The sequence below is a fragment of the Paenibacillus sp. TY11 genome, from assembly GCF_059772165.1.
This window is the reverse complement of sequence record NZ_JCBAIQ010000010.1, coordinates 178,242-198,931: the sequence shown is the minus strand read 5'-3', so window position 1 is coordinate 198,931 and position 20,690 is coordinate 178,242. Positions and strand designations below refer to the sequence as shown.

At 46.9% G+C, this 20,690-nt stretch carries 18 protein-coding genes; 5 read left to right on the top strand and 13 right to left on the bottom strand.

The window, feature by feature from the left end; translation table 11 throughout:
- Positions 1-71: 71 nt before the first annotated feature.
- Together AC6EJC_RS13745 and AC6EJC_RS13740 are read right to left on the bottom strand one after the other, a co-directional pair.
- On the bottom strand, positions 72-2,078 hold the full coding sequence (locus AC6EJC_RS13745; protein ID WP_444954436.1) for a beta-galactosidase: 2,007 nt from the start codon (positions 2,076-2,078) through the stop codon (positions 72-74).
- Positions 2,079-2,300: 222 nt separating this feature from the next.
- Positions 2,301-2,993 (bottom strand): MFS transporter, encoded by a 693-nt coding sequence (locus AC6EJC_RS13740; RefSeq protein WP_444954477.1) that lies wholly within the window; start codon positions 2,991-2,993, stop codon positions 2,301-2,303.
- Positions 2,994-3,141: 148 nt separating this feature from the next.
- Here AC6EJC_RS13740 and AC6EJC_RS13735 point away from each other — a divergent pair, with 148 nt between their 5' ends.
- Entirely contained in the window at positions 3,142-4,056 is a 915-nt protein-coding gene (locus AC6EJC_RS13735; protein WP_444954435.1) for a helix-turn-helix domain-containing protein, read from the top strand.
- 157 nt (positions 4,057-4,213) lie between these two features.
- Here the strand turns inward: AC6EJC_RS13735 and AC6EJC_RS13730 are convergent, their stop codons facing one another.
- A complete protein-coding gene (locus AC6EJC_RS13730; RefSeq protein ID WP_444954434.1) occupies positions 4,214-5,302 on the bottom strand; it encodes a site-2 protease family protein in 1,089 nt (362 codons plus the stop codon).
- Positions 5,303-5,637: 335 nt separating this feature from the next.
- Between AC6EJC_RS13730 and AC6EJC_RS13725 the strand changes: the two genes are divergently transcribed.
- Complete coding sequence (locus AC6EJC_RS13725) at positions 5,638-6,588, top strand: macrolide 2'-phosphotransferase (RefSeq protein WP_444954433.1); 951 nt, start codon at positions 5,638-5,640, stop codon at positions 6,586-6,588.
- A gap of 163 nt (positions 6,589-6,751) precedes the next feature.
- A complete protein-coding gene (locus AC6EJC_RS13720) occupies positions 6,752-10,117 on the top strand; it encodes a DEAD/DEAH box helicase (protein WP_444954432.1) in 3,366 nt (1,121 codons plus the stop codon).
- Between the two features lie 123 nt (positions 10,118-10,240).
- Here the strand turns inward: AC6EJC_RS13720 and AC6EJC_RS13715 are convergent, their stop codons facing one another.
- The 3 genes from AC6EJC_RS13715 to AC6EJC_RS13705 all read right to left on the bottom strand — a co-directional run bounded on the left by AC6EJC_RS13715 (position 10,241) and on the right by AC6EJC_RS13705 (position 12,344).
- A complete protein-coding gene (locus tag AC6EJC_RS13715; RefSeq protein WP_444954431.1) occupies positions 10,241-11,191 on the bottom strand; it encodes a ring-cleaving dioxygenase in 951 nt (316 codons plus the stop codon).
- Positions 11,192-11,242: 51 nt separating this feature from the next.
- A complete protein-coding gene (locus tag AC6EJC_RS13710) occupies positions 11,243-11,869 on the bottom strand; it encodes a nitroreductase family protein (protein ID WP_444954430.1) in 627 nt (208 codons plus the stop codon).
- Between the two features lie 106 nt (positions 11,870-11,975).
- Positions 11,976-12,344, bottom strand: a complete 369-nt coding sequence (locus AC6EJC_RS13705) for an MmcQ/YjbR family DNA-binding protein (protein WP_444954429.1) — start codon at positions 12,342-12,344, stop codon at positions 11,976-11,978.
- 124 nt (positions 12,345-12,468) lie between these two features.
- Here AC6EJC_RS13705 and AC6EJC_RS13700 point away from each other — a divergent pair, with 124 nt between their 5' ends.
- Entirely contained in the window at positions 12,469-13,350 is an 882-nt protein-coding gene (locus AC6EJC_RS13700; protein ID WP_444954428.1) for a metal-dependent hydrolase, read from the top strand.
- 264 nt (positions 13,351-13,614) lie between these two features.
- On the opposite strand, the gene AC6EJC_RS13695 is transcribed toward AC6EJC_RS13700, so the two are convergent.
- The 7 genes from AC6EJC_RS13695 to AC6EJC_RS13665 form a co-directional block, all read right to left on the bottom strand.
- Complete coding sequence (locus AC6EJC_RS13695) at positions 13,615-13,818, bottom strand: NADPH-dependent FMN reductase (RefSeq protein ID WP_444954427.1); 204 nt, start codon at positions 13,816-13,818, stop codon at positions 13,615-13,617.
- Positions 13,819-14,045: 227 nt separating this feature from the next.
- Positions 14,046-15,053, bottom strand: coding sequence for an AI-2E family transporter (locus AC6EJC_RS13690; protein WP_444954426.1), 1,008 nt, complete (start codon positions 15,051-15,053; stop codon positions 14,046-14,048).
- Between the two features lie 55 nt (positions 15,054-15,108).
- The gene (gene psiE, locus AC6EJC_RS13685) at positions 15,109-15,525 is read right to left on the bottom strand and encodes a phosphate-starvation-inducible protein PsiE (RefSeq protein ID WP_444954425.1); all 417 of its coding nucleotides are present in this window, start codon (positions 15,523-15,525) and stop codon (positions 15,109-15,111) included.
- An 87-nt stretch (positions 15,526-15,612) separates the two neighbouring features.
- Positions 15,613-16,107 (bottom strand): DedA family protein, encoded by a 495-nt coding sequence (locus AC6EJC_RS13680; protein ID WP_444954424.1) that lies wholly within the window; start codon positions 16,105-16,107, stop codon positions 15,613-15,615.
- Between the two features lie 22 nt (positions 16,108-16,129).
- On the bottom strand, positions 16,130-16,639 hold the full coding sequence (gene pssA / locus AC6EJC_RS13675) for a CDP-diacylglycerol--serine O-phosphatidyltransferase (protein WP_444954423.1): 510 nt from the start codon (positions 16,637-16,639) through the stop codon (positions 16,130-16,132).
- A 24-nt stretch (positions 16,640-16,663) separates the two neighbouring features.
- Positions 16,664-18,433 (bottom strand): sensor histidine kinase, encoded by a 1,770-nt coding sequence (locus AC6EJC_RS13670; RefSeq protein ID WP_444954422.1) that lies wholly within the window; start codon positions 18,431-18,433, stop codon positions 16,664-16,666.
- Positions 18,430-19,110, bottom strand: coding sequence for a response regulator transcription factor (locus AC6EJC_RS13665; protein ID WP_444954421.1), 681 nt, complete (start codon positions 19,108-19,110; stop codon positions 18,430-18,432). The genes AC6EJC_RS13670 and AC6EJC_RS13665 overlap by 4 nt, the downstream gene beginning before the upstream one ends.
- Positions 19,111-19,321: 211 nt before the next feature.
- Between AC6EJC_RS13665 and AC6EJC_RS13660 the strand changes: the two genes are divergently transcribed.
- On the top strand, positions 19,322-20,665 hold the full coding sequence (locus AC6EJC_RS13660; protein ID WP_444954420.1) for a glycoside hydrolase family 30 protein: 1,344 nt from the start codon (positions 19,322-19,324) through the stop codon (positions 20,663-20,665).
- The last annotated feature ends 25 nt before the right edge of the window (positions 20,666-20,690 follow it).

Sequence of the window (20,690 nt, the reverse complement as noted above, 5' to 3'; positions counted from 1 at the left end):
TTGCCGGATACTCTCGGCGGGATACCTATATGATTTTATTCGTATGTCGGTTTCAGCCCACTATTCATCATTTACGCTTCTTCGATAATTATAACACTCCAAGGCTCCAATTGGAGCGTTTGTCCTTGAGTAACTGTCTGCTCTCCGATTAGCTCCTTACCGTCTCCGTGCGGATACACCACCGAGCCTGCTTGTTCGGAATAGTTAAAATAGTACCGGATTGTCCGTCCCAGCTCATTCGTGCCGGATTTAACAATGATCGGATAAGACGTTTCCTGATCCAGTCCCCATACTCCTGCCTTTTTGGCTACAGAGCTGAATAATTCGCGGATGACCGCCGGGCTGACGATACAGCCGATGTAGGTCGCTGTTCCCTGACCATAGCGGTTTTGCGTAATTGCGGCATATTTTCCCCAATGCGGGTGATCGTAATAGGCCAATACTTCGGCAGTCGTCGGGGTAATCAGCTCCATCCACGTATCTACCTGATTGTCCTCTGGTGCCACCTCAAAAGGATTATTCTTAAGCGTCACCTTCTTTGGCTCCACGAACAAGCTGTAATGAATGCCGCAGGCTTCGCTAATCACACCCGGCTGCCGGGACGTTCTTACCTGCACATGCTCGTCGGTAAATCCGCTTCGGAATGTGTATACGACATGACCACCTTTTTCCACATATCGGTTTAGCTTCTCCAGTAGTGCGTCTGGGGCAGAATAGAGGACCGGGACGATCAAGAGATCATAGTCGTCCAACGATTCTGTACCTGGATGAACGATATCCGTCCCGATATTCAGTTTGTACAGCTCGTCATACAACCGGCGTACGATGTCATTGTAATTCAAGGGGCTGCTCATATTAAATTTAAACCAGTCAATCGACGTCAACGCTTCGTTGCTGACCAGGATCGCCGTTTTATTTTTCTTTTTCAGGTTGACCAAATGCGGAGACAATCTTGCAAAATCCTTCCCTATGGTCTGTGCTTCCTCATACACAGGATTCGGTTCAAAATCATGGCTGAGCAGACCCTTCCAGTAGGTTTCGAAGGAATTATGGATGGAATGCCAGTGCCAGTATGCCACCATATTGGCTCCAGAAGCCAGATGGCTGAACGCTTGTAGACGCAATTGCCCCGGATAGGGAACCCAGTGGGTAAAAGCCTGCGCTTCCGTTTCCAGCACCAGATAATTATTATGTTTCGTCGAACGCGCCACATCGCCACCGAAGGAAATTTCAATTCCAGTCAGATCATCCTGTGTTGGATGGTAAATATCCACCCCAGTCACATCAAAGGCTTGCGATGCCGCAAAGTGATCCACGTCTGGCTGAACACCAAAGGAATGACCTCTCCATTCAAAATCAAAGTTTTGCGTAACAAATTGGTCTTCCCGCTTATATTCATTCACCAGCGCGACCTGCCATGCCAGGAAATCCGTCACCAGCTTGCGCTGGAATTGGGAAAAGGCTGCGCCTAAACTTCCATTAATCGTTCCGACCACCGAAGGAAAGTCCTCCCAGCTATTGATGCGATTACTCCAGTAGTCCAGACCAAATTTGCGGTTTAGCTCCTCCAGCGATTCGAACCGCTCCCGCAGATACTTTACAAATTGCAATTGCACATTGGGCCCGCTTGTGTTGTAATGCTTCGTCTCATTATCCGTCTGAAAGCCAATGACCGCCGGATGCTGACTCACCCGTCCGATCAGCTTGCGTATGATTCGCTCGGCATGGAACAGGTACACCGGGTTCGTTATGTCCATAATCTGGCGAGCTCCATATTTGCCCGGACCTTGAGGCGTTGTCGCCAATACATCGGGATGCTCCTTCACCAGCCATGTGGGTACGGCATAGGTGGGCGTCCCCACAATGACTTCGATGCCCGCCTTATGCATGGCGTCCAGCACCCGATCCACAGAGGTAAAATCAAACACGCCGTTTTGCGGTTCATGCGTACTCCAAGTGGATTCGGCAATCCGCACCACGTTGATGCCCGCATCCTTCATCATTTGGATATCCTGGTCCAAACGGTCATAAGGCATATACTCATCATAATAAGCAACACCGTACAGTATCTTTTTCATCAAGTCGTCCTCCAATTAGGTTCGTCAGGATTTTGCAAAATTCGATTCCAGTCGCTCCGAAGTGCAAGATATAGACGAACTAAACCATTTCGATCTATATCTTGTTCATTGGAAGTCGCTTATCGGATTTTTGCAAAATCCTCTCGTAATAGGGTATGTCATACCATTTATTATTTTTTTAAACACCGTGGCTGTTATGCGGCTTCGTCAGAGACGGAACGGTTATGGATTTATCGGCAACACCCTGCTTCGCAGAATCAGCCTGTTGCTGATTTTTTTCGCACTTGCCAGCCAGCCTTCTACGTCTTTTTCTTTAATCTTGTACAGCCACGCGAACAGACCTGCCGTAATTAAGGCCCCCACACCAGGTACTACCGCATAGAGCGCGAAAATCCATGTAAGAACCTGTCCGGTCTGCGCTGCATTCGGGATATAGCCTGCTAAGACCAAACCCGCTACGGCAACAATCAGCGCTAAAATCGGCCAAGATATCTGATTAGCCACAGCTACCGAAGACGAGGAGATGACCATAAAAGCCAAGAAAACCATCGTCCGGCCTCTGGACATTAACAGATCACGTTCGTGCGTGTTTTTCGGCATCAGCGTAGCCAAATCAAAACCGGGCGCATCACTGATCGTATAACACATTTCCCATGCCAGATACGTGACGGCGATATAAATCACCTTGACGGTAAGCGACGCATCACTGGGAACGAGAAAAATAAGCACAGTAAGTATTGGCAAAATGATGGAAGCGAGATTCGTCCATGGTTTGAACAAACCACCCTTTAGATTAGCCCGGTCAATGATCACGCCGAAGATCGGAGCACTAAGCGCATCCCATATGCGGGCTAGTCCGAATAAAGTACCGATAACAGAAACAGATATGCCAACATAATCCGTATAAAATAGCATCGCTTTCAAAATATCTACATATAAGCGCTTTCTTTTATGTAAAAGCTTATACTATAGCATTTGTAAACGCTCTTTTATTATAGTTAAATGTTAGATACAATGAGATTGTCTAAGCGGTGTAAAATTTGCCCTAATCGAAGGTGATCTGATGATATTAAATCCTGATGTTGATCCAGCTCTATTCCACGATTGCCAATGGCTACCCATTATTGACTGGAATGTGAAATTTTTTGGCGCCCATATTCACCGGGTCAAAGCGGATTGGTGCATGCCTGAGGAATCTCATATCGGTTTTGAAATTGCACTTATTTTAGAAGGTCGTCAGGAAACGATTATGGAAAATAACGTATATTCGGTTGGGGAAGATGATATTTTAATTATTCCGCCGGGTTTCAAGCATGTGAGTCAGTGTGTTTCCCCAAACGGCATGTATTATTTTAGCACTCATTTTAATGTCGATGATCCATTGTTCCGTCAGGAAATGATTAAGAACAATCAGCTCTTTTTCCCGGCGGGTACTGAAACGAATACCAAACTGCAAAAGGTCGTCCATAGCTGGATTGGCATGGTGCAGGAGAGCGGAGAATATACGACAGCAGATCGTTTTCGCATGCAGATTGCCTTATTTGAGCTATTCGGGATATTCTCGCAAATGATATCTACCGGTTTGGAGCCTACGATTTCGCCTTCATCTGTTCAATATGCTAAGGCCATCATGGAAGCCATTCAATCGAGGTTCAAGCCTTATCGGGAGGATGAATCTGGCGAGCAGACGTTCCGGCTTGAAGATGTGGCGGCTTCCCTCGGGATTAGTCCCGGCTATGCCCAGGAAGTGTTCCGCAAAGTATATGGCTATTCACCGCGTCACTATCTATCGGAGACCAAGTTGCATGAGGCTAAGGTGCTGATCCAGCAGCCTAATCTGCCACTAAACAAGGTGGCTTCTCTACTTGGATATTCCAGTCTGGCTCATTTCAGCAGGCAATTCAAGCGCTGGACGGGCATCAGTCCGCTTAAATACCGCCAGACGTTAAAGCCGATTACTGATGAACAAAGGAGCTAGATATAAGCAAGGATAGCAAAGGCTCCACCGTGTTAATCATACAAAAAAGAGCGTGACACCGAATATTGCGGCTGTCGCGCTCTTTTCACTCTATTTTCTATAATCAGTCCCATGGCCTTAATGATCTAAAATCATGGCCAAGTTCTTATCATTCGGATCACAGCCTAATATCCCCTATATGCTGGTGCACCACATACATCATCCCCATCAAGAACACGGCCAGGGTCAAATAACCGATGCCGAATTTCCAGCGTGAGGACGCGGGTACTTCGTAATATTTATCATTTTCAAACGGAATGTAATCAATCCCACACAGCAATCTGAGCTGATACGCATCCGGCGTCGGTATATGTTCCACACCGTTCAGCCATACATGCTGGACAAGACACTGCTGTGGCAGCAGAAGCGTCTGCTCCACATCCAGACTTTCCATATACACCGTCACATATTGCTGCCCCTCCAGATCCGAGTAGGTATTAAAGGATAATCTGCGCGTATGCTCTGGTCCGGGCAGCGGATATCCTTGCTCATACAGATGCTGTACGTTAACCAGCGGCTTTTGTAATAGGGATTGGACCTTGACGTCTTCTTTATTGCGCTTGACATATTTTCTGTATAAATCATAGGCGAAGAGCGCCCAAATAAAGAAAAACAAAAAGGATTTTAAATACACAATGACGACGATTCCACCCAACAGACCCACCAACCACAGCCAGCGTGTCACCGCCGTAGCAATCCGTCCTCCGTCGAGCGGATGAATCGGCAGCAGGTTGATCAGATTCAGGAAAAATCCGACATACGCCAGCGCATACAATAGCGGACTGTCCATTGCATAGGCTCCTGCGTATACCACCATGGCTCCAACCGTGCCCAGTAACGGGCCGCCCATCGCCACATACGCCTCTGTTTGCGCATCTAAAGGATGCCGTTTCATCGAAATCAGCGCACCGAGAAAAGGAATAAATAACGGCGCTGACACGGGAAGCCCTTTACGCTTGGCGGCCAATACATGCCCCAGCTCATGCACAAACAACAGCAACACGAACCCGACCGCAAATCCCCACGGGTAAATGATCGCATACGTGCCAATCGTCAATGCCATAGATATCAGCGCACCGCCAAATTTACTGAATTTTAAAAGGGCAAGCAACGACTTGCCTTTTAGAAGAAGCAATGCTGCTGCACTACCGAGATACCATTTGGATGAGCCGGACTTGGAATCAGTCTTTTGGTCTTCTTTTGGCAAAAGTATCTTTCTCCTTTCTCTAACACTTCTATTGTATCCTGCTATGTACAGCTTGTAAAAACTTCTCTAACCCACAGATAAGCGAACTGGGGTAGCTATGTACATTATTCCGCATATTGTTAGACATCCTCCAATGTCGAATGGTATATTAGTGCTGGGTTAGATGCCCTATTTTGTAAAAGGAGGTTTGCACTTTCATGTGTACTCACTACATACGTCTCAGATAAAAGGATCGGCTTTTCAATGAAGCTCAACCCGTTTTTTCATATGAAGGGCTGAGGCTTGTTTAAGTTATCTTTTTTTTAACTAAATCTGAACAATGAGGTGTGTTTCATATGACTGAAAAGCGTTCCTTGACTAACCCGAATGACGTCAGCGATATATTGATCCTTGCCAAAAGCAACGGGCTTCACATACTACATGAAGAATTGGAGCTCAATGAATCCGGGCTAGATTTCCGAGCTGTATTCGCCAAAGACATCCAGGGTACCCCTTGGGTTCTACGTACACCGCGACGAACAGATGTGGTTCAATCAGCCGCTTACGAGCATAAAGTGCTTCGGACGATTCGTGATACTCTTCCTGTGGCGGTACCGGATTGGCAAGTGTATAGTCCAGAGCTCATCGCCTATCCTCAGCTGAAGGGCACTCCTGCCGCTACCATTGATATGGAAACAAAAAGCTACGTATGGTTCATCAAACCTGACGCTCTGACGGAAAGATTCGTTGCTTCGCTCGCTAAAGCCTTAGCCGCGTTGCACCGGACGGATCACCAACGGGCAGCAGAATTCGGTGTCCGCGTTAAGCAGTACGACGAAGTTCGGCAATTGATGATTCAGCGGATGAAGGAAATACGGCGTGTCATTGGTGTGTCTGATGAACTTTGGCAACGATGGCAGGCCTGGCTGGCGGAAGATAGCTACTGGCCGGAATATACTGCACTTGTACACGGCGATCTTCACCCAGGCCATATTCTAGTCTCTTCGAATACAGAGGTTACTGGAATGCTGGACTGGACCGAGGCTGAAGTAGCTGATCCAGCGATTGATTTTACGAGTTACTATACTTTGTTCGGAGAAGTAGAGCTTACTCGTTTATTGAAGTTTTACGAGGCAGCAGGCGGACGTGTATGGCCACGTATGAGCGAGCATATCGTTGAACTAACCGCGGCTTACCCTGTGCTTATCGCCGAATTCGCCCTCAAGTCCGGAATAGATGAGTATATGGAGATGGCACGCAACGCGCTGGGAGTCCAAGAGCAAGAAGAAGGGTTGCCCGACATATAATATAGTGTAGCCGCCTGGCAGGCTTTGGTTCAATGACACCAAGGCCTGCTTTTTTTCTGCTCTCCTTTTTCGTAAAGTTACGTTCCGCACTCAAGTGTCCATCCTCCTGTCTGTTCTGTTATCATGTAAGAAAACGGAATAACTCAGGAAAGGATTACGAACCATGAGCTTTGAACTTACCCGGCGAGCCATCAGACAACTATGCAGTCAAGCCGCTTATGACGACGGGGATGCCTATTATCGGGCCAAAAAGGTGGCCTTTACACAAATAGATCATGATGAAGGTGTGTACGAAGCTACAGTCAAAGGAAGCGGCTTTTATGCTGTTGCTGTGATGATCCGTCCCAATGGCACTATCCGCGCGGAATGCACCTGTAGCACATTTCAGACCACCGGACGGTATTGTAAGCATATCGCTGCTGTTCTCCTTAACGCCTATGATATGCGACGTGGAAAAAGTCTGTCTGTACGCTCCTATGCCTCCAGACTTCATCCCGGCACTGACCCAGATACAGCAGGAAGCATGGATTCAGACGGGATGTATACATCTGCAGATGCCCCATATGATCACACTGCTAGAACGGCACGATCCTCTGGCATTACACAAGGGGACCTCCAGCTGACCGACAGTATGTTAAAACTATTCGGCCGCAAGCGACCGCTTCGCAGCACGCCAACCCTGCTGGATACTCGTGCGATCCTGGATTTTCAATTCATCATCCGGCCTTTTGCCTACGGTTACCAAAAATATATGTTCGGTGTGGAAATGAAGGCTGGGCCCAAACGATTATATATCGTCCAGAAAATTCGTCCGTTTCTGGATAGTATTGACCGTGGGGATAGCTACATGTTCACGAAAAGCTTCTCATACGAGCCTGAGCTATACCGCTTCCGACTTGAACATGACGCTATTCTCCAGCAATTATCCCAGGTTTGCCACCATGAGCGCATGATTCGGGAAACCTCAGGTACGTATTCATCCTCTGGCAGCCATATGAGCGGTGAGCGAATGCTCCTTATCCCGCCTGCGGCCTGGGAAAAACTATTTCCCTTGCTGACAGCAGCACAGGGCGTTTATTTTGAAATCCATGGAAACACAAGCGAGGGTATTCCCCAGTCGGATCAGATGCTTCCGCTGCAATTTGAATTCGATGAGGCTGGAGCTGAAACCGAAGGCTACCAGCTAAGCATTCAGGGAATGGATGATTTGACCATCATGGAAGACTATGGTGTCGTCATTGCCGATGGCAAGCTTGTCAAACAGAAAGCCGACCCCTTACGGCGTTTGTCTGAGCTAAAACGGATGGTAGAAGTACATCACAGGCGAAAAGTTCAGATTGCGCCGGAGCAGATGGAATCTTTTATGGACAAGGTTGTACCCGGGTTAATGAAGCTCGGACGTGTTCATATGACACGTTCCGTCTCAGATCGGGTCACACAGCAGCCATTGAAGGCAAAGCTATATCTGGACCGAGTAAGAGACAAGCTGCTCGCAGGGCTGGAGTTCCAATATGGGGATATCATCATCAACCCGCTGGAAACAGATGCACGAACGCCAGGTAACGACCGTATTCTGATACGTGATGGGGAACAGGAGCAGCGGATTTTGGAGCTGATGGAGCATAGCTCGTTCGCCAGAACAGACAGCGGATATTTTATGGAAGATGAAGATGCAGAGTATGATTTTTTATACCATACTGTTCCGCAACTGGAAAAGCTGCTGGACGTCTATGCCACAGGTGCAGTCAAATCAAAGATAAACAACACTCTGCCCACCCCAAGGATACGCGCGGAGTGGGATGAACGTACGGATTGGCTTGAATTTAAATTTGATATGGAGGGCATACCGGAACCGGAAATTCGCAAACTGCTCAAATCATTAGAAGAAAAACAGAGATATCACCGTCTGCCGAATGGTGCCTTGCTCCCACTGGAAACAGAGGAGTACAAGGAATTGATTCGGTTCATGAATGAAACAGGTATCCGCAAAAGCGATCTGGATGCAGCGCAAATTCGTGTTCCTGTCACGCAAGGACTGTACTTAATTGATCCTCACGATCATGGGAAAAACCTGACTTTGGGTAAAACCTTTCGTCAGCTGCTGGAAAATATACGTAACCCAGACCATCTCGACTTTCCAGTTCCAGACATGCTTGCTCCAATCTTGAGAGATTATCAGGTTTACGGCTTTCAATGGCTTAAGACATTGGCGCATTACCGTTTTGGGGGCATTTTGGCAGATGATATGGGGCTGGGTAAAACGCTGCAAAGTATCGCCTTTCTCGTCTCAGTATTGCCGGAGATTCGCAGCCAGCAGCTTCCAGCCATGATCGTGTCCCCTGCATCACTGGTGTATAATTGGCGAAATGAACTGGAGAAGTTTGCCCCACATATCCGCGTCACTATCGCAGATGGCAGCCCGGAAGAACGCGGGCGGATCATACGGGATGCCGCCAGTTATGATGTCGTCATTACATCCTATCCGCTGCTACGACGCGATGCAGATGTGTACAGCAAGCCATCGTTTCATACGCTTATTCTGGATGAGGCACAAGCGTTCAAGAACCATGCCACCCAGACGGCGCAGGCTGTTAAGGATGTAAAAGCCCGTTACCGTTTTGCCCTGACAGGAACGCCAGTAGAAAATACGTTGGAAGAGCTGTGGTCCATCTTCGACGTTGTATTTCCTGAGCTATTTCCCGGCGGAAAAAGAGCGTTTCACAACCTGCCTCGAAATGTGATTGCCAAGCGGGTTCGTCCGTTTCTGCTGCGCCGTCTCAAGAGCGATGTCCTAAAGGAACTGCCGGAAAAAATCGAATCCGTGCAGGTATCCCGGCTTCTGCCAGATCAAAAAAAGCTGTATACAGCCTATCTGGCCAAGCTCCAGCATGAAACGTTGAAGCATCTCAACGAGGAAGGATTTCAGAAAAATCGGATCAAAATTCTCGCAGGTCTGACCCGACTTCGTCAGCTCTGCTGTCATCCGGGCTTGTTCATCGAAGGATATACGGGAAGCTCCGCCAAATTTGAACAGCTGTTGGAGATCATTACGGAATGTCTCAGCTCCGGGAAACGGATACTCATTTTTTCACAGTTCACCATGATGCTTCAAATGATCGGACGCGAGCTTGCTCGAGAAGGGGTGTCCTACTTTTACCTGGATGGGCAGACTCCCGCTCCGGAACGAGTCGAGCTGTGCAGTCGCTTCAACGAAGGAGAACGCGAGCTGTTCCTGATTTCCCTAAAGGCAGGAGGCACTGGCCTGAACCTCACCGGCGCAGATACAGTCATTCTGTATGACCTGTGGTGGAATCCCGCTGTAGAGGAGCAGGCTACCAACCGCGCACACCGAATGGGTCAGAAAAAAGTCGTGCAGGTTATTCGTCTCGTCGCCCAAGGTACGGTAGAGGACAAAATGTATGAGCTACAGCAAAAAAAGAAAAACCTGATCGATCAGGTCATTCAGCCGGGACAAGAAACTCTTTCAGCACTGACCGAGCTGGAGATTCGTGAACTGCTCATGATCTAAACCGCTCTTTCACGCTTATTTTACGCTGTATGGCAATTTAGAGACAAAAAGGTCCAAATTGGGGTGGAAATACCCGCATTGGACCTTTTTGTGCTGCATATATGATTGTCCTGCTCAAACCGATTAATCCTGTTTGATCACTCTAAGTTCAATAGGAACCAGGTTAGACTCAATCAGGACGCGCTGAGGCTCATACCATTCAGGCAGCATCAGCTTGTGCCCCAACTCATTCAATTCCTCATCCACGGTAAATCCGGGTGGATCAGTTGCGATCTCGAATAAAATACCGCCTTGCTCGCGGAAGTATACGGCATTGAAGTATTGACGATCCACAATACCACTGGTCCCAAATCCATGCTGGTGAACCCATTCGTTCCACGCCTGATGCTCCGTGTCGTCCTGCGCGCGCCAGGCAATATGATGAACCGTACCGGCACCGCCATTCCCCCACGGTACATCCTTGACCGGAATGTCAATCAGGTTACCCAAATCCCCAGTCGTCTGATAGCGGATGTAGCCTGCATTTTCGTCTTCTCCAATAGGAGTCATCCCCAGGACGTTCTCCAGTACCCCTTGCGTATGCTTGGAATCTGCACTATACAGTACCGCGCCGCCAAAGCCTTTGATGGCTTTATCTGTAGGCACACCGCCGGCTGTCCACGTGTTCACCGGGCCTTCTTCGCGCTCCACCAGCTCCAGATGCAAGCCCTCATTGTCTCGGAACTGGATGAATGACTCGCCAAAACGAGTAGCCTTCGTGAAAGACACCTTCAAGCTATGCAGGCGGTTTTCCCAGTATTCCAAAGCACCGGACGGCACGACATACGTCGTAATCCCGACCTGTCCGCCTCCAATCTTACCCTTGCGTGTACCCGGAGCTGGAAAAAAGGTAATGATCGTTCCTGGGCTGCCCTCTTCATTACCAAAATACAAGTGGTATACTTCTGGAGCGTCAAAGTTGATCGTCTTTTTAATCAATCGTAAACCAAGCACACCTGCGTAAAAGTCAACATTGCCCTGCGGGTCGCCTGCAAAGGACGTGATATGGTGAATTCCAGCGGTTTTCAATGACATCTTCATCACTCCTTTATTAACATGATAATTCATTTACAATATTAGAAAAAATCAAAATCCATTGTAGCTGACAAATTGTCCAACCGGCTTGCGGTATCCCCGTGGCCGCTGACCCGATTCGTCCTCTTTCCCCAAGGTAATCATCATCACAGGCACAAATTGTTCTGGAATATTCAATACTTCCTGCACCTTCGCCGGGTCAAAGCCGATCATCGGGCAAGTATCCCAGCCTTTGTCCTTGGCAATCAACATAAATTGCATAGCCGACAGGCTGGCATTACGGATCGCTTCTTCTCTCTGGAAGACAGGTCCCCGCTCGCGATAAAACTGAGTTACCGATTCCACTGTACTATCATATTCCTGCTTGCTCAGGACACCTAAATTCAGGAATCCTTCGTTGAGGTCAGCTACCTTGGTATAAGCTTCTGTATCCCCCAGCACTATAATGGTCGCCGAAGCCATTAATATTTTGTACTGCTTACTTGCCTCATCATGCAGTCTTTGTTTGGTATTAGCATCCTGCACTACGATATAACGCGCATGCTGTAAATTAAAAGCCGATGGAGCAAACTTCACCAGCTGAAATATTTCTTCTAGTTCTTTTGCATCTATAGTAACATCAGGAATAAATTTAGAAGCTGATCTTCTCTCTTGAATAATATTCACCAGTTCGCTCATGTTAAGTTCCACCCTTGATATTATTTTTAAATGAATTATCTTTAAATTAAGAATATATCCATTCGTGATTTCTGTCAAGTAAAACTATAAGGGCTTCACCAGCCCTTTACAGATCGGCCCGTATTCTCATCGTAATCGCTTCGCGTTGCGCTTTGGTTAAGCTCTTGAAGACCAGCTCATACGAATGGTCGATCATGCTGTACAAATCCTCCAGTGGAAAGGTAGCATCAACCTCTATCGTATTCCAATGCTTTTTATTCAGATGATAACCTGGCTTAATCGCCTTGTTTTGCTCACGCAGATTTTCTGCAATGACCGGATCACATTTTAGGGATACGTGGCTAATGCCGTCCTTTTCAGATAATAGAGCAAACATCTTGCCCCCTACTTTTAGTACCAGCGGATCAGCACCAAATGGATAATCCTTAACAGCTTCTTTTTTGCTCAGACCATACGTTACAATTTGTTCATACACCAGCCTTCACTCCTCTGCTCCAGTCATCAATCTATGAAACGATTTGTGCTCTATTATATCACGCTCTCCACATACAATAGTCCCATGCTACAATTAGAATATCTGTGCCAAAAGGAGAGTCATTATGGATACCATCACACACACATTATTTGGCTTGGCCTTATACGGCGCAGTCAAAAAGCCGAATATGACGCGCAAGCAAAGAGGCGCACTGCTATTCAGCACTGTTATTGGCTCGCAAATCCCTGATATAGATGTGATTTCTACATTGTGGGATGTGTCGGGGCGATACCAGATGTGGCACAGGGGCCTCACCCATTCACTGTTCCTCGTTCCCGTATGGGCGGCATTCATTGCTTTACTGGTGCGCTTGCTCTTCCGGCAATCCGGCTGGAAGTGGTTTGGAATAGCCCTGCTGGCTGTGTTCATTCATGATACGAGCGATCTGTTTAATGCTTGGGGGACCGGTTATTTTGAGCCTTTCTCGCAGATGAGAGTGACCTTCGGGACGATTTCGATTGTGGACCTTGTCCTATGGGCGTTGATGCTGGGGGGATTCCTCTATGTCCGCTTCCGGCGTTCTGCCCGGATATCTTCGATGACCGTTTACCGGATCGTATGGGCGCTGATGGCGCTGCATTTCACTGTTCAGACCGCCCAAGGTATGCTGATTCTGCACCAGCAAAAGACACAAGCACCTTATGAGCAGGCAGCGCTATCTGCCGATTTTGTACCCGGTGTGTTCACTGTAATTAGCAAAAAAGACTCCATGGTCACCTTGAGCAAAGGCTCCCTCTGGACAGGCTTTCACACGGTGGCGAAGCTGCCATCCAAGGATGAGGCCAATCTAGATTCGCTGTTTGCTGGCAATCCGAAGGCGCAAACGCTTGTGCAATGGTCGCCCTTCGTGGTCGTTGTAGACGACGGACAGCGTCTGGGCGTATATGACCCGCGTTTCTATCGGGAGGGTCAATCCTTTCTATACGAATTTATCGACCGTCCGTGACCTCATACACGTCCTGATGATTTAGCAATATTTCAAACTTTAAAGTCAATTAAAAGAGGAAGCGGCAGCTTCGAAGGTGAAAATGAAATCTTAGACTGCCGCTGCTTTTCCTTTATTAAACTTCAAAAATCTAAAGAGTTCCTGTGCTTGAGCATGCTTGCTCAAGCCCTTGAAGTAATGCTTCTAGCTCCTGCCTAGTTTCAGCGCCGGCACACCATTTCCATATTCCGGTGTACAGATCAGCACTCCATCCACTTGTTTCAATTATTCCCGTAGCTCTCTTACGGAAGCTGACCCCTCATCTATATCCAAGTCAAGGTTAAAATACGGAAGATCCCCCAATCCATCATAGACGGTGAACATCATATTTTCAGAAGCCAGCCCAATAGTAGCCTTCATAAGCGCTGTATTGGAGGACTTTTGACGAAGGCTACCCGATATAGCCAATACCTTAATTTTCTGTTCCATCCGTATCATCTCATTTCTTTTAACTTGATCTAATCTTGCATATTCAGTGTACTATAAAAAAGCAGGTGAGAATGCATTAGATAATGCCGTTGGACACCTCCTGCATGATGATGAGCGTCAGCAATCCTTCCTATGAATAAAAGGGCAATAAAAAAATGCCTGCGGCTTCGCAGGCATTCGTGGCAAATCAATAGTCACTATACTAGGGTGGAATCTATAGTGCTGAATCAGGTATCCTTCTCTTGTTTGCGTTTTATCCCAATCAGATCAAGGAAGAAAACAAACAGCGGAATACCTACAATTAAGCCCCAAATTCCAATCAGATGCTCAGAGAAAATAAGTACGACAAAGGTAAAGAAGATCGGTAAATTCGTTTTGGACGACATCAGCTTCGGATTTAAGAAATAGGCCTCAATCGCATGAATCACCACGATCAATATAACCAGATAAACCACATATTGAATGCCGCCGACACTGAAAGCGATCAGGCCGAGCGGTGCCAGCGAGATAAACACACCTGCCACCGGGACCAATCCCAGCACGAAAATAATGAGCGCAAGACCGAGCAGATTAGGGAAGCCCATAATCCAGAGCGCAATTGTGGTCAATATACAGTTAATAAGTGAAATCAGCAGTTGAGCCTCCAATACCTTCCCGAACGTATCCAGGAACATACGGCCAAAATGACCCACTTCCTTGAAAAACCAGCCCAGCTTGCTATCTACAAACGTAGCTGTAAAACGTGTAATATAGGATTTTTCCATCAGGAAGAACAAGCTCAAAATAATCGACACCAGCAGTTGTGTTCCCAGTTGACTGACCTTCATCACTGCACTCAGGCCAGGCTCAAATAGCCGCTGAACATTCAGCGTATCCATAAATTCGATAATCGTTTCGTTCCATTGATTACGATCAGGATACATATACGCTTGCTGAATCATTAGATACACCTGCTTGACCTGTACAATGATTAGCGGCACCATTCGGTAAACGCCCCACACCATAATCAGGATTAGCAGCCCATACACCAGAAGCAGCACGATCATTGACGGCACATTGGCGAACCGCTTGACCAGCTTATTCACTCCGTTATATATACTCCCAATCAGGATCGTAAGCAGCAGTGTTAACAACATAATATTCATCATGCTTCTTAACATAAACAACAGCAAAACGATTATCGCAAGGACGGCTATCCGCCTGACGCCCGCATGATTCATCCAGTTTCTTACCATTCGTCTTTATTCCCTCTCTCCCACTTGTCTGTCAACCTTGCAATCTTCCCCAGCATCAACTTTCTCTTTTTAACAATTTACTGTTAGCGATCAATAGAGAACCTACCATGACTAGGATAGCAATGGACCACCAGAATGTATTTTTAGCATCATCATGATCTACAATAATGAGCCTGATGACGGCCGTGATCCCAATATAGATGAAATAACGTAATGGAAAATGAAAATTGGTTTTAAAGTACTTAATTATTAATGCAATGAATTCAAAATACAAGAAGAACACAAGCAACTCTTCCGTGAATTCATAGTAATTTTTGTCGGCCTCTGTATACAAGAAAACATAAGAAAAAATAGACCATGTTTCTTTTAGAAGTAAGAAGCTTAAAATCAGCCCGACCAGAAAAAGCGAGATATTCAAGATTATTTGCAGAAACCCGGGTAACTTCTCAATATACTTCATTAAAGCATTCAATACAGATCCCCTCACTGGTTGTACAGTATCTTTATTTATATTATCGGTGCAATACATGAAAAATGCTACATTACTTTTGAAGTCATCTTAATGAAAGTTTATATTCGCCCCGGCAATATAACCAATGGAGATAAAGACAAGCGTCCATACTAGAGAGCCTGCGCTTGCCACCAGCATATATTTTCGGACAGGCATCGCACTAATCCCCGACAAATAGCTTGTCGCATGTCTGACTCCTGGGATAAAATAACCGAACAAAATGGTCCACAATCCAAAGCGTGCAAACCACCCTTTAACTCTTGCAAATCGCTTCGGTGTCAATCCGACCCACTTGCCGTGCTTATCCACCAAGGGCTGACCCAGCTTTTTGCCTAGCGTGTAGCTGATCATCATCCCTGTCATCGCACCGATGAAGCTGACCAATATAGACACCGAATAATTCAGTACCATAATAGAGGATAAATAGCCGACAAACACCATAATAATTTCATCTGGAACCGGAAGGCCGATAATTCCAAGGGCAAGAAGCGCAAAAATAGCGATATATCCGTATTGTGTAATCATGGTGATGACCCATTCCATAGGGACGCCACCTCCTGACCGATTATTTTTTGAAGGACGGGAAGGGAATACGGCTAACCATCAGGAACGACAGCACTACCATTAGCGCAAGCAACAACCCCGACTTCAAATGCTCACTCCATAAAAACATAAAAGACAAAATCACACCCGCCGCCGTAATCGGCATACCTACAAAACCTTTGCTAAAAGCCATTAGATTGAATCTTGCCAACCTCACCGCACCGCATATTACAAACAAAACAGCTACAAGCGGACCTATCCAATGGGTATCTCCCAGCTTGTATAACAAGATCAGAAAAGCAGGGGCAACACCAAATGAGACAACATCCGCCAGCGAATCGAGCTGCTTGCCAAAATCACTGGAGCAATGCAGCAGCCTTGCCAGCAAACCGTCTAACACATCCCATAAAGCAGCCACCACTACGAGAATAAAAGCGGTCATATATTGCTCATGAATCGTGAAATACAGGGATAAGACCCCTGCCCCCAGGTTTGCAATCGTGCATAGTGAGGGCAACCAATTCCATTTCATACTCCTTAACTCCTTTGTCATAGCTTAGCCTCCGAATACGACGACAAAACGGACGCCGTCCTTGGTATTCTCCGCCTTATAGCGGAATTCGTGCAAATCCAAAATTCGTTTGACGATCGACAGCCCGAGTCCTGTCCCACCTGTCTGGCGGCTACGTGATAGCTCGGCCCGGTAAAAACGATCCCATATCTGCTCCAGCTGATCGTCAGGAATGGTCTCACCTTTATTTTCAATGGAAAACGTATTGATTTCCCCAGAGCCTTCGATACGAATCGTGATCGAGCTTCCTTCCTCAGCATGCCGCATGGCATTGACAACAAAGTTGATAATCACCTGTTCCAGCCATCCTGCATCGGCATGAATCGGCATCTCATTGGCGGGGATAATGACCACTTCCAGCTTTTTCTCCTTCAACAGATGGAATAGCTTGTCCACGACTTCCTCCACCAGCTCACTCAGCATAAAGGTCGTCTTGCGAAGCTTGAGGGTACCCGATTCCAATTTGGCGAGGTCCAGCATATCCTTGACCAATCGCTCCATTTTGTCCGCTTCCTCTACAATGACTTTTATATAATGATCCTGCTTCCCGGCGCTAACCCCATCTTGTAGCCCCTCTGCGAAGCCTTTAATGATACTCAGCGGGGTTTTCAGCTCATGAGAAGCGTTGGCAAAAAAGTCTTGTTGCACAGCCTCCATCCTCTGCTTCTGTTCCATGTCCTCTACCAATTGCTGATTGGCCTCCTGAAGCTCGCGCAAAGCTGTGTCCAGGTTCTGGGACAGGGTATACATGCTGTAGGAAAGGCTGCCCAGTTCATCATTTTGCCGGATGGGTGTATGGGCTGTAAAATCGAGCTTAGCCATCCGCTTGGCGGTATTATTCAAAGCTATGAGCGGACGTGTCACCATTCGGGAATAGAATAGAGACAAAATCAGAATCAGTGCAAATCCCCCGATCCCCAAATACAGATAAAACCAGCGCAGAGCTTCATTCGTCTCACTGATTTCCTGCAACGAGGTCACTGTGAATAGTAGGTCGATCTCGCCCGTGTTCTGACGAACAGGATGGACTATAACTGCATTACGTACACCCGTCCAAGGTTCTGTCCACTCTTCCTCCAACACTTCAAAATTCTGGAGCCTCTCCAGATGCGTCTGCGATAAAGGAAACCATTCCTCCAGCGCACTAAACAGTAATCCTTGTCGCTGACTCCATGTTTTCAGATCCGGCAGTACAATCTCTGTCACCGTACCGGACAATCTTACACTGCCATCTGTGCTGGCTTCTTCCGATGTCGTTCCTATATTTTTGAAACCAGGCTTCTGGATGCCTGTTGGATAAATTAAGTTGGCAGAAGAGATGCCGTCAGTCCCCAATACCTCACCTTCAACAGTTACCGTATCACCGGGCTGAATCCGGGCAGTTCTCAGCTCATCTCCGTACTCGCTCATAAACAGAGATAGCGATATCTTAGCAATTTTACCATCTGCTTTTCTGAGACTGATATGAAAGGGATCATCCAGCTTTACTTTGCCGTCCAGCGTTACAATCGCCAACTGGTTCTTATTCTGAAACATAAAGCGAGCTGCCTCTCGCGAAACCCTGCCCGATCCCCAAGCCTCCTTGACATAACTTTGACCGAAGCTTTGCAAACGGCTTTCCACACGACCAATCTTCTGTTGCTGATAAAAGTTTTCAAAAAACAGCAATTGACTTAAAATCACCATACCGTAAAAACACAGGAAAAAAACAACCGTCATAATGAACAACTTAAAGGTAACTCCCCGTTTGTTCATTCTTCCTCCTCAAACCTGTAGCCTGTACCAAAAACCGTGCGGATATGGCGTGATTCACGACCTAGCTTACTTCTCAGCTTTTTGATATGCGTATCGACAACTCGTGTGTCTCCTTCAAAGTCGATGCCCCACACCCGGTTCAGTATCGCATCCCGTGAAATGACTATGCCTTTATTATGTATAAGCAGTCGCAGCAGCTCATACTCCTTGGGCGTCAGCTCGACTTCTGCCTGATCCACCTCAAGCCGATGAGCCATCGTGTTGAGAATAGCACTACCGAACCGCAAAATATGCGACTCCGGCTGTACATGTCCCTCCACCCGTTTCATCAGCGCGTTCGCGCGGGCGATCAGTACCTTGGGGCTGAAAGGTTTGGTAACGTAGTCATCCGCCCCCAGCTCAAAGCCCAATATTTTATCATCATCACCGGATTTGGCCGTCAGCAAAATGATGGGCACACCTGAACGGCTGCGTACCTGACGGCACACCTCCCAACCATCCAGCTCCGGCATCATAATATCGAGTATAATCAGGTCTGGCTGCACCGAATCAAACCAGATTAGTGCATCTTTTCCATTGCCTGCTTCATAGACTTCCCAATTATTCTGTTTAAAATAATCCGCAATAACTTCACGAATACGTATTTCATCCTCCACGAGAAGAACTCTTTTATTCAATCGACTTCCCTCTTTCGGTCGTTCTAGGACAACAGCATATCAAAGACATGTGTACTTTATGTGTTCTTGGCACTTCTTATCAGTAGAACTTCTCATCCGCAAATTCCAACTTGGATTAGGGCAAATTTGTCTTGGCTCAGGCCATCTCTTCTCCTATGATCCTACCCTATAATAAGAAGAGATACAAAAAGCTTGAACAGGAGGGTAATACATGAGTAATCAAACCATTCAATGGTTTTCCACTTCCAAAGCTAAAGCTTGGCAATCCCAAGCTCATCATCTTACCGAAACCCAAGACAGTGCTAACCTAACCATTACGGAAGAAACACATCAGCTTGTCGAAGGCTTTGGCGGTTGTTTTAATGAATTGGGTTATGTGGCCCTGAACCATTTGGAAAAGGACGAACGGGATCGGATACTTCATTCTCTCTTTCACCCGGAGGGCGAGCACAAGTTTACGATTTGTCGACTTCCTATTGGAGCGAGTGACTACGCGCTGGAATGGTACAGTCACAATGAAACGGACGGCGACGTGGAGATGAAGCACTTTTCCATTGAGCGCGATCAGCAGTATCTCATTCCTTTTATTCGGGAAGCGTTACAACTCAATCCGGACTTGAAGCTGTTCGCTTCACCCTGGAGCCCGCCGACATGGATGAAATCACCTAAAGCCTACAATTACGGCACTCTGCGCTGGGAAAAGGATATTTTGAAAGCGTATGCATTGTACTTTGTCAAATTTGTTCAGGCTTACCGCGAGGCAGGCATTACGATCCATCAAGTTCATGTTCAAAATGAAGTCATTGCCGATCAGAAGTTCCCTTCCTGTGTATGGACCGGAGAGCAGCTGCGTGAATTTATTCGCGACTATTTGGGCCCTGCCTTTGAGGAACATGGACTGGATACGGAAATTTGGCTGGGTACCATTAACGCCCCCGATCCGTGGGAGGAATTAATGAAAAAAACTTCTACCGGATTCGATGAGTATGCTCATACCGTGTTGAGTGACCCCGAAGCCTACAAATATATTAAAGGCGTAGGCTACCAGTGGGCAGGCAAAAATGCCATTCAGCGCACCGTAGCCAGCTATCCTGAGCTTCGTTACATGCAGACGGAAAATGAATGCGGGAACGGAGAAAACTCATGGGACTACGCCAAATATGTATATAACCTGTACCAACACTACTTCACCAATGGTGTGAATGCTTATATTTACTGGAATATGGTTTTGGAACCGAAAGGCAAGAGTACCTGGGGCTGGGAGCAAAATTCGATGATTACCGTTGATCCAGCGGATCGAAAACCTATCCTGAATCCGGAGCATTACGTCATGAAGCACTTTTCTCATTTTGTATTACCGGGTGCCAGACGCATTGGACTTCATGGCTCATGGACTGGAAACGCAGTTGCTTTTCAAAATACGGACGGGCAAAGGGTGCTAGTCATCGCCAACCCGTTCAAGGAATCGCGTGTACTGAACCTGTCTGTCAGAGAAACAATGCACCGCTTGGAGCTGGAGCCGGAGTCATTTAACACCATCGTTATTCCTTCTTAAACGTCGCTGATTTCTGGACTCTTCC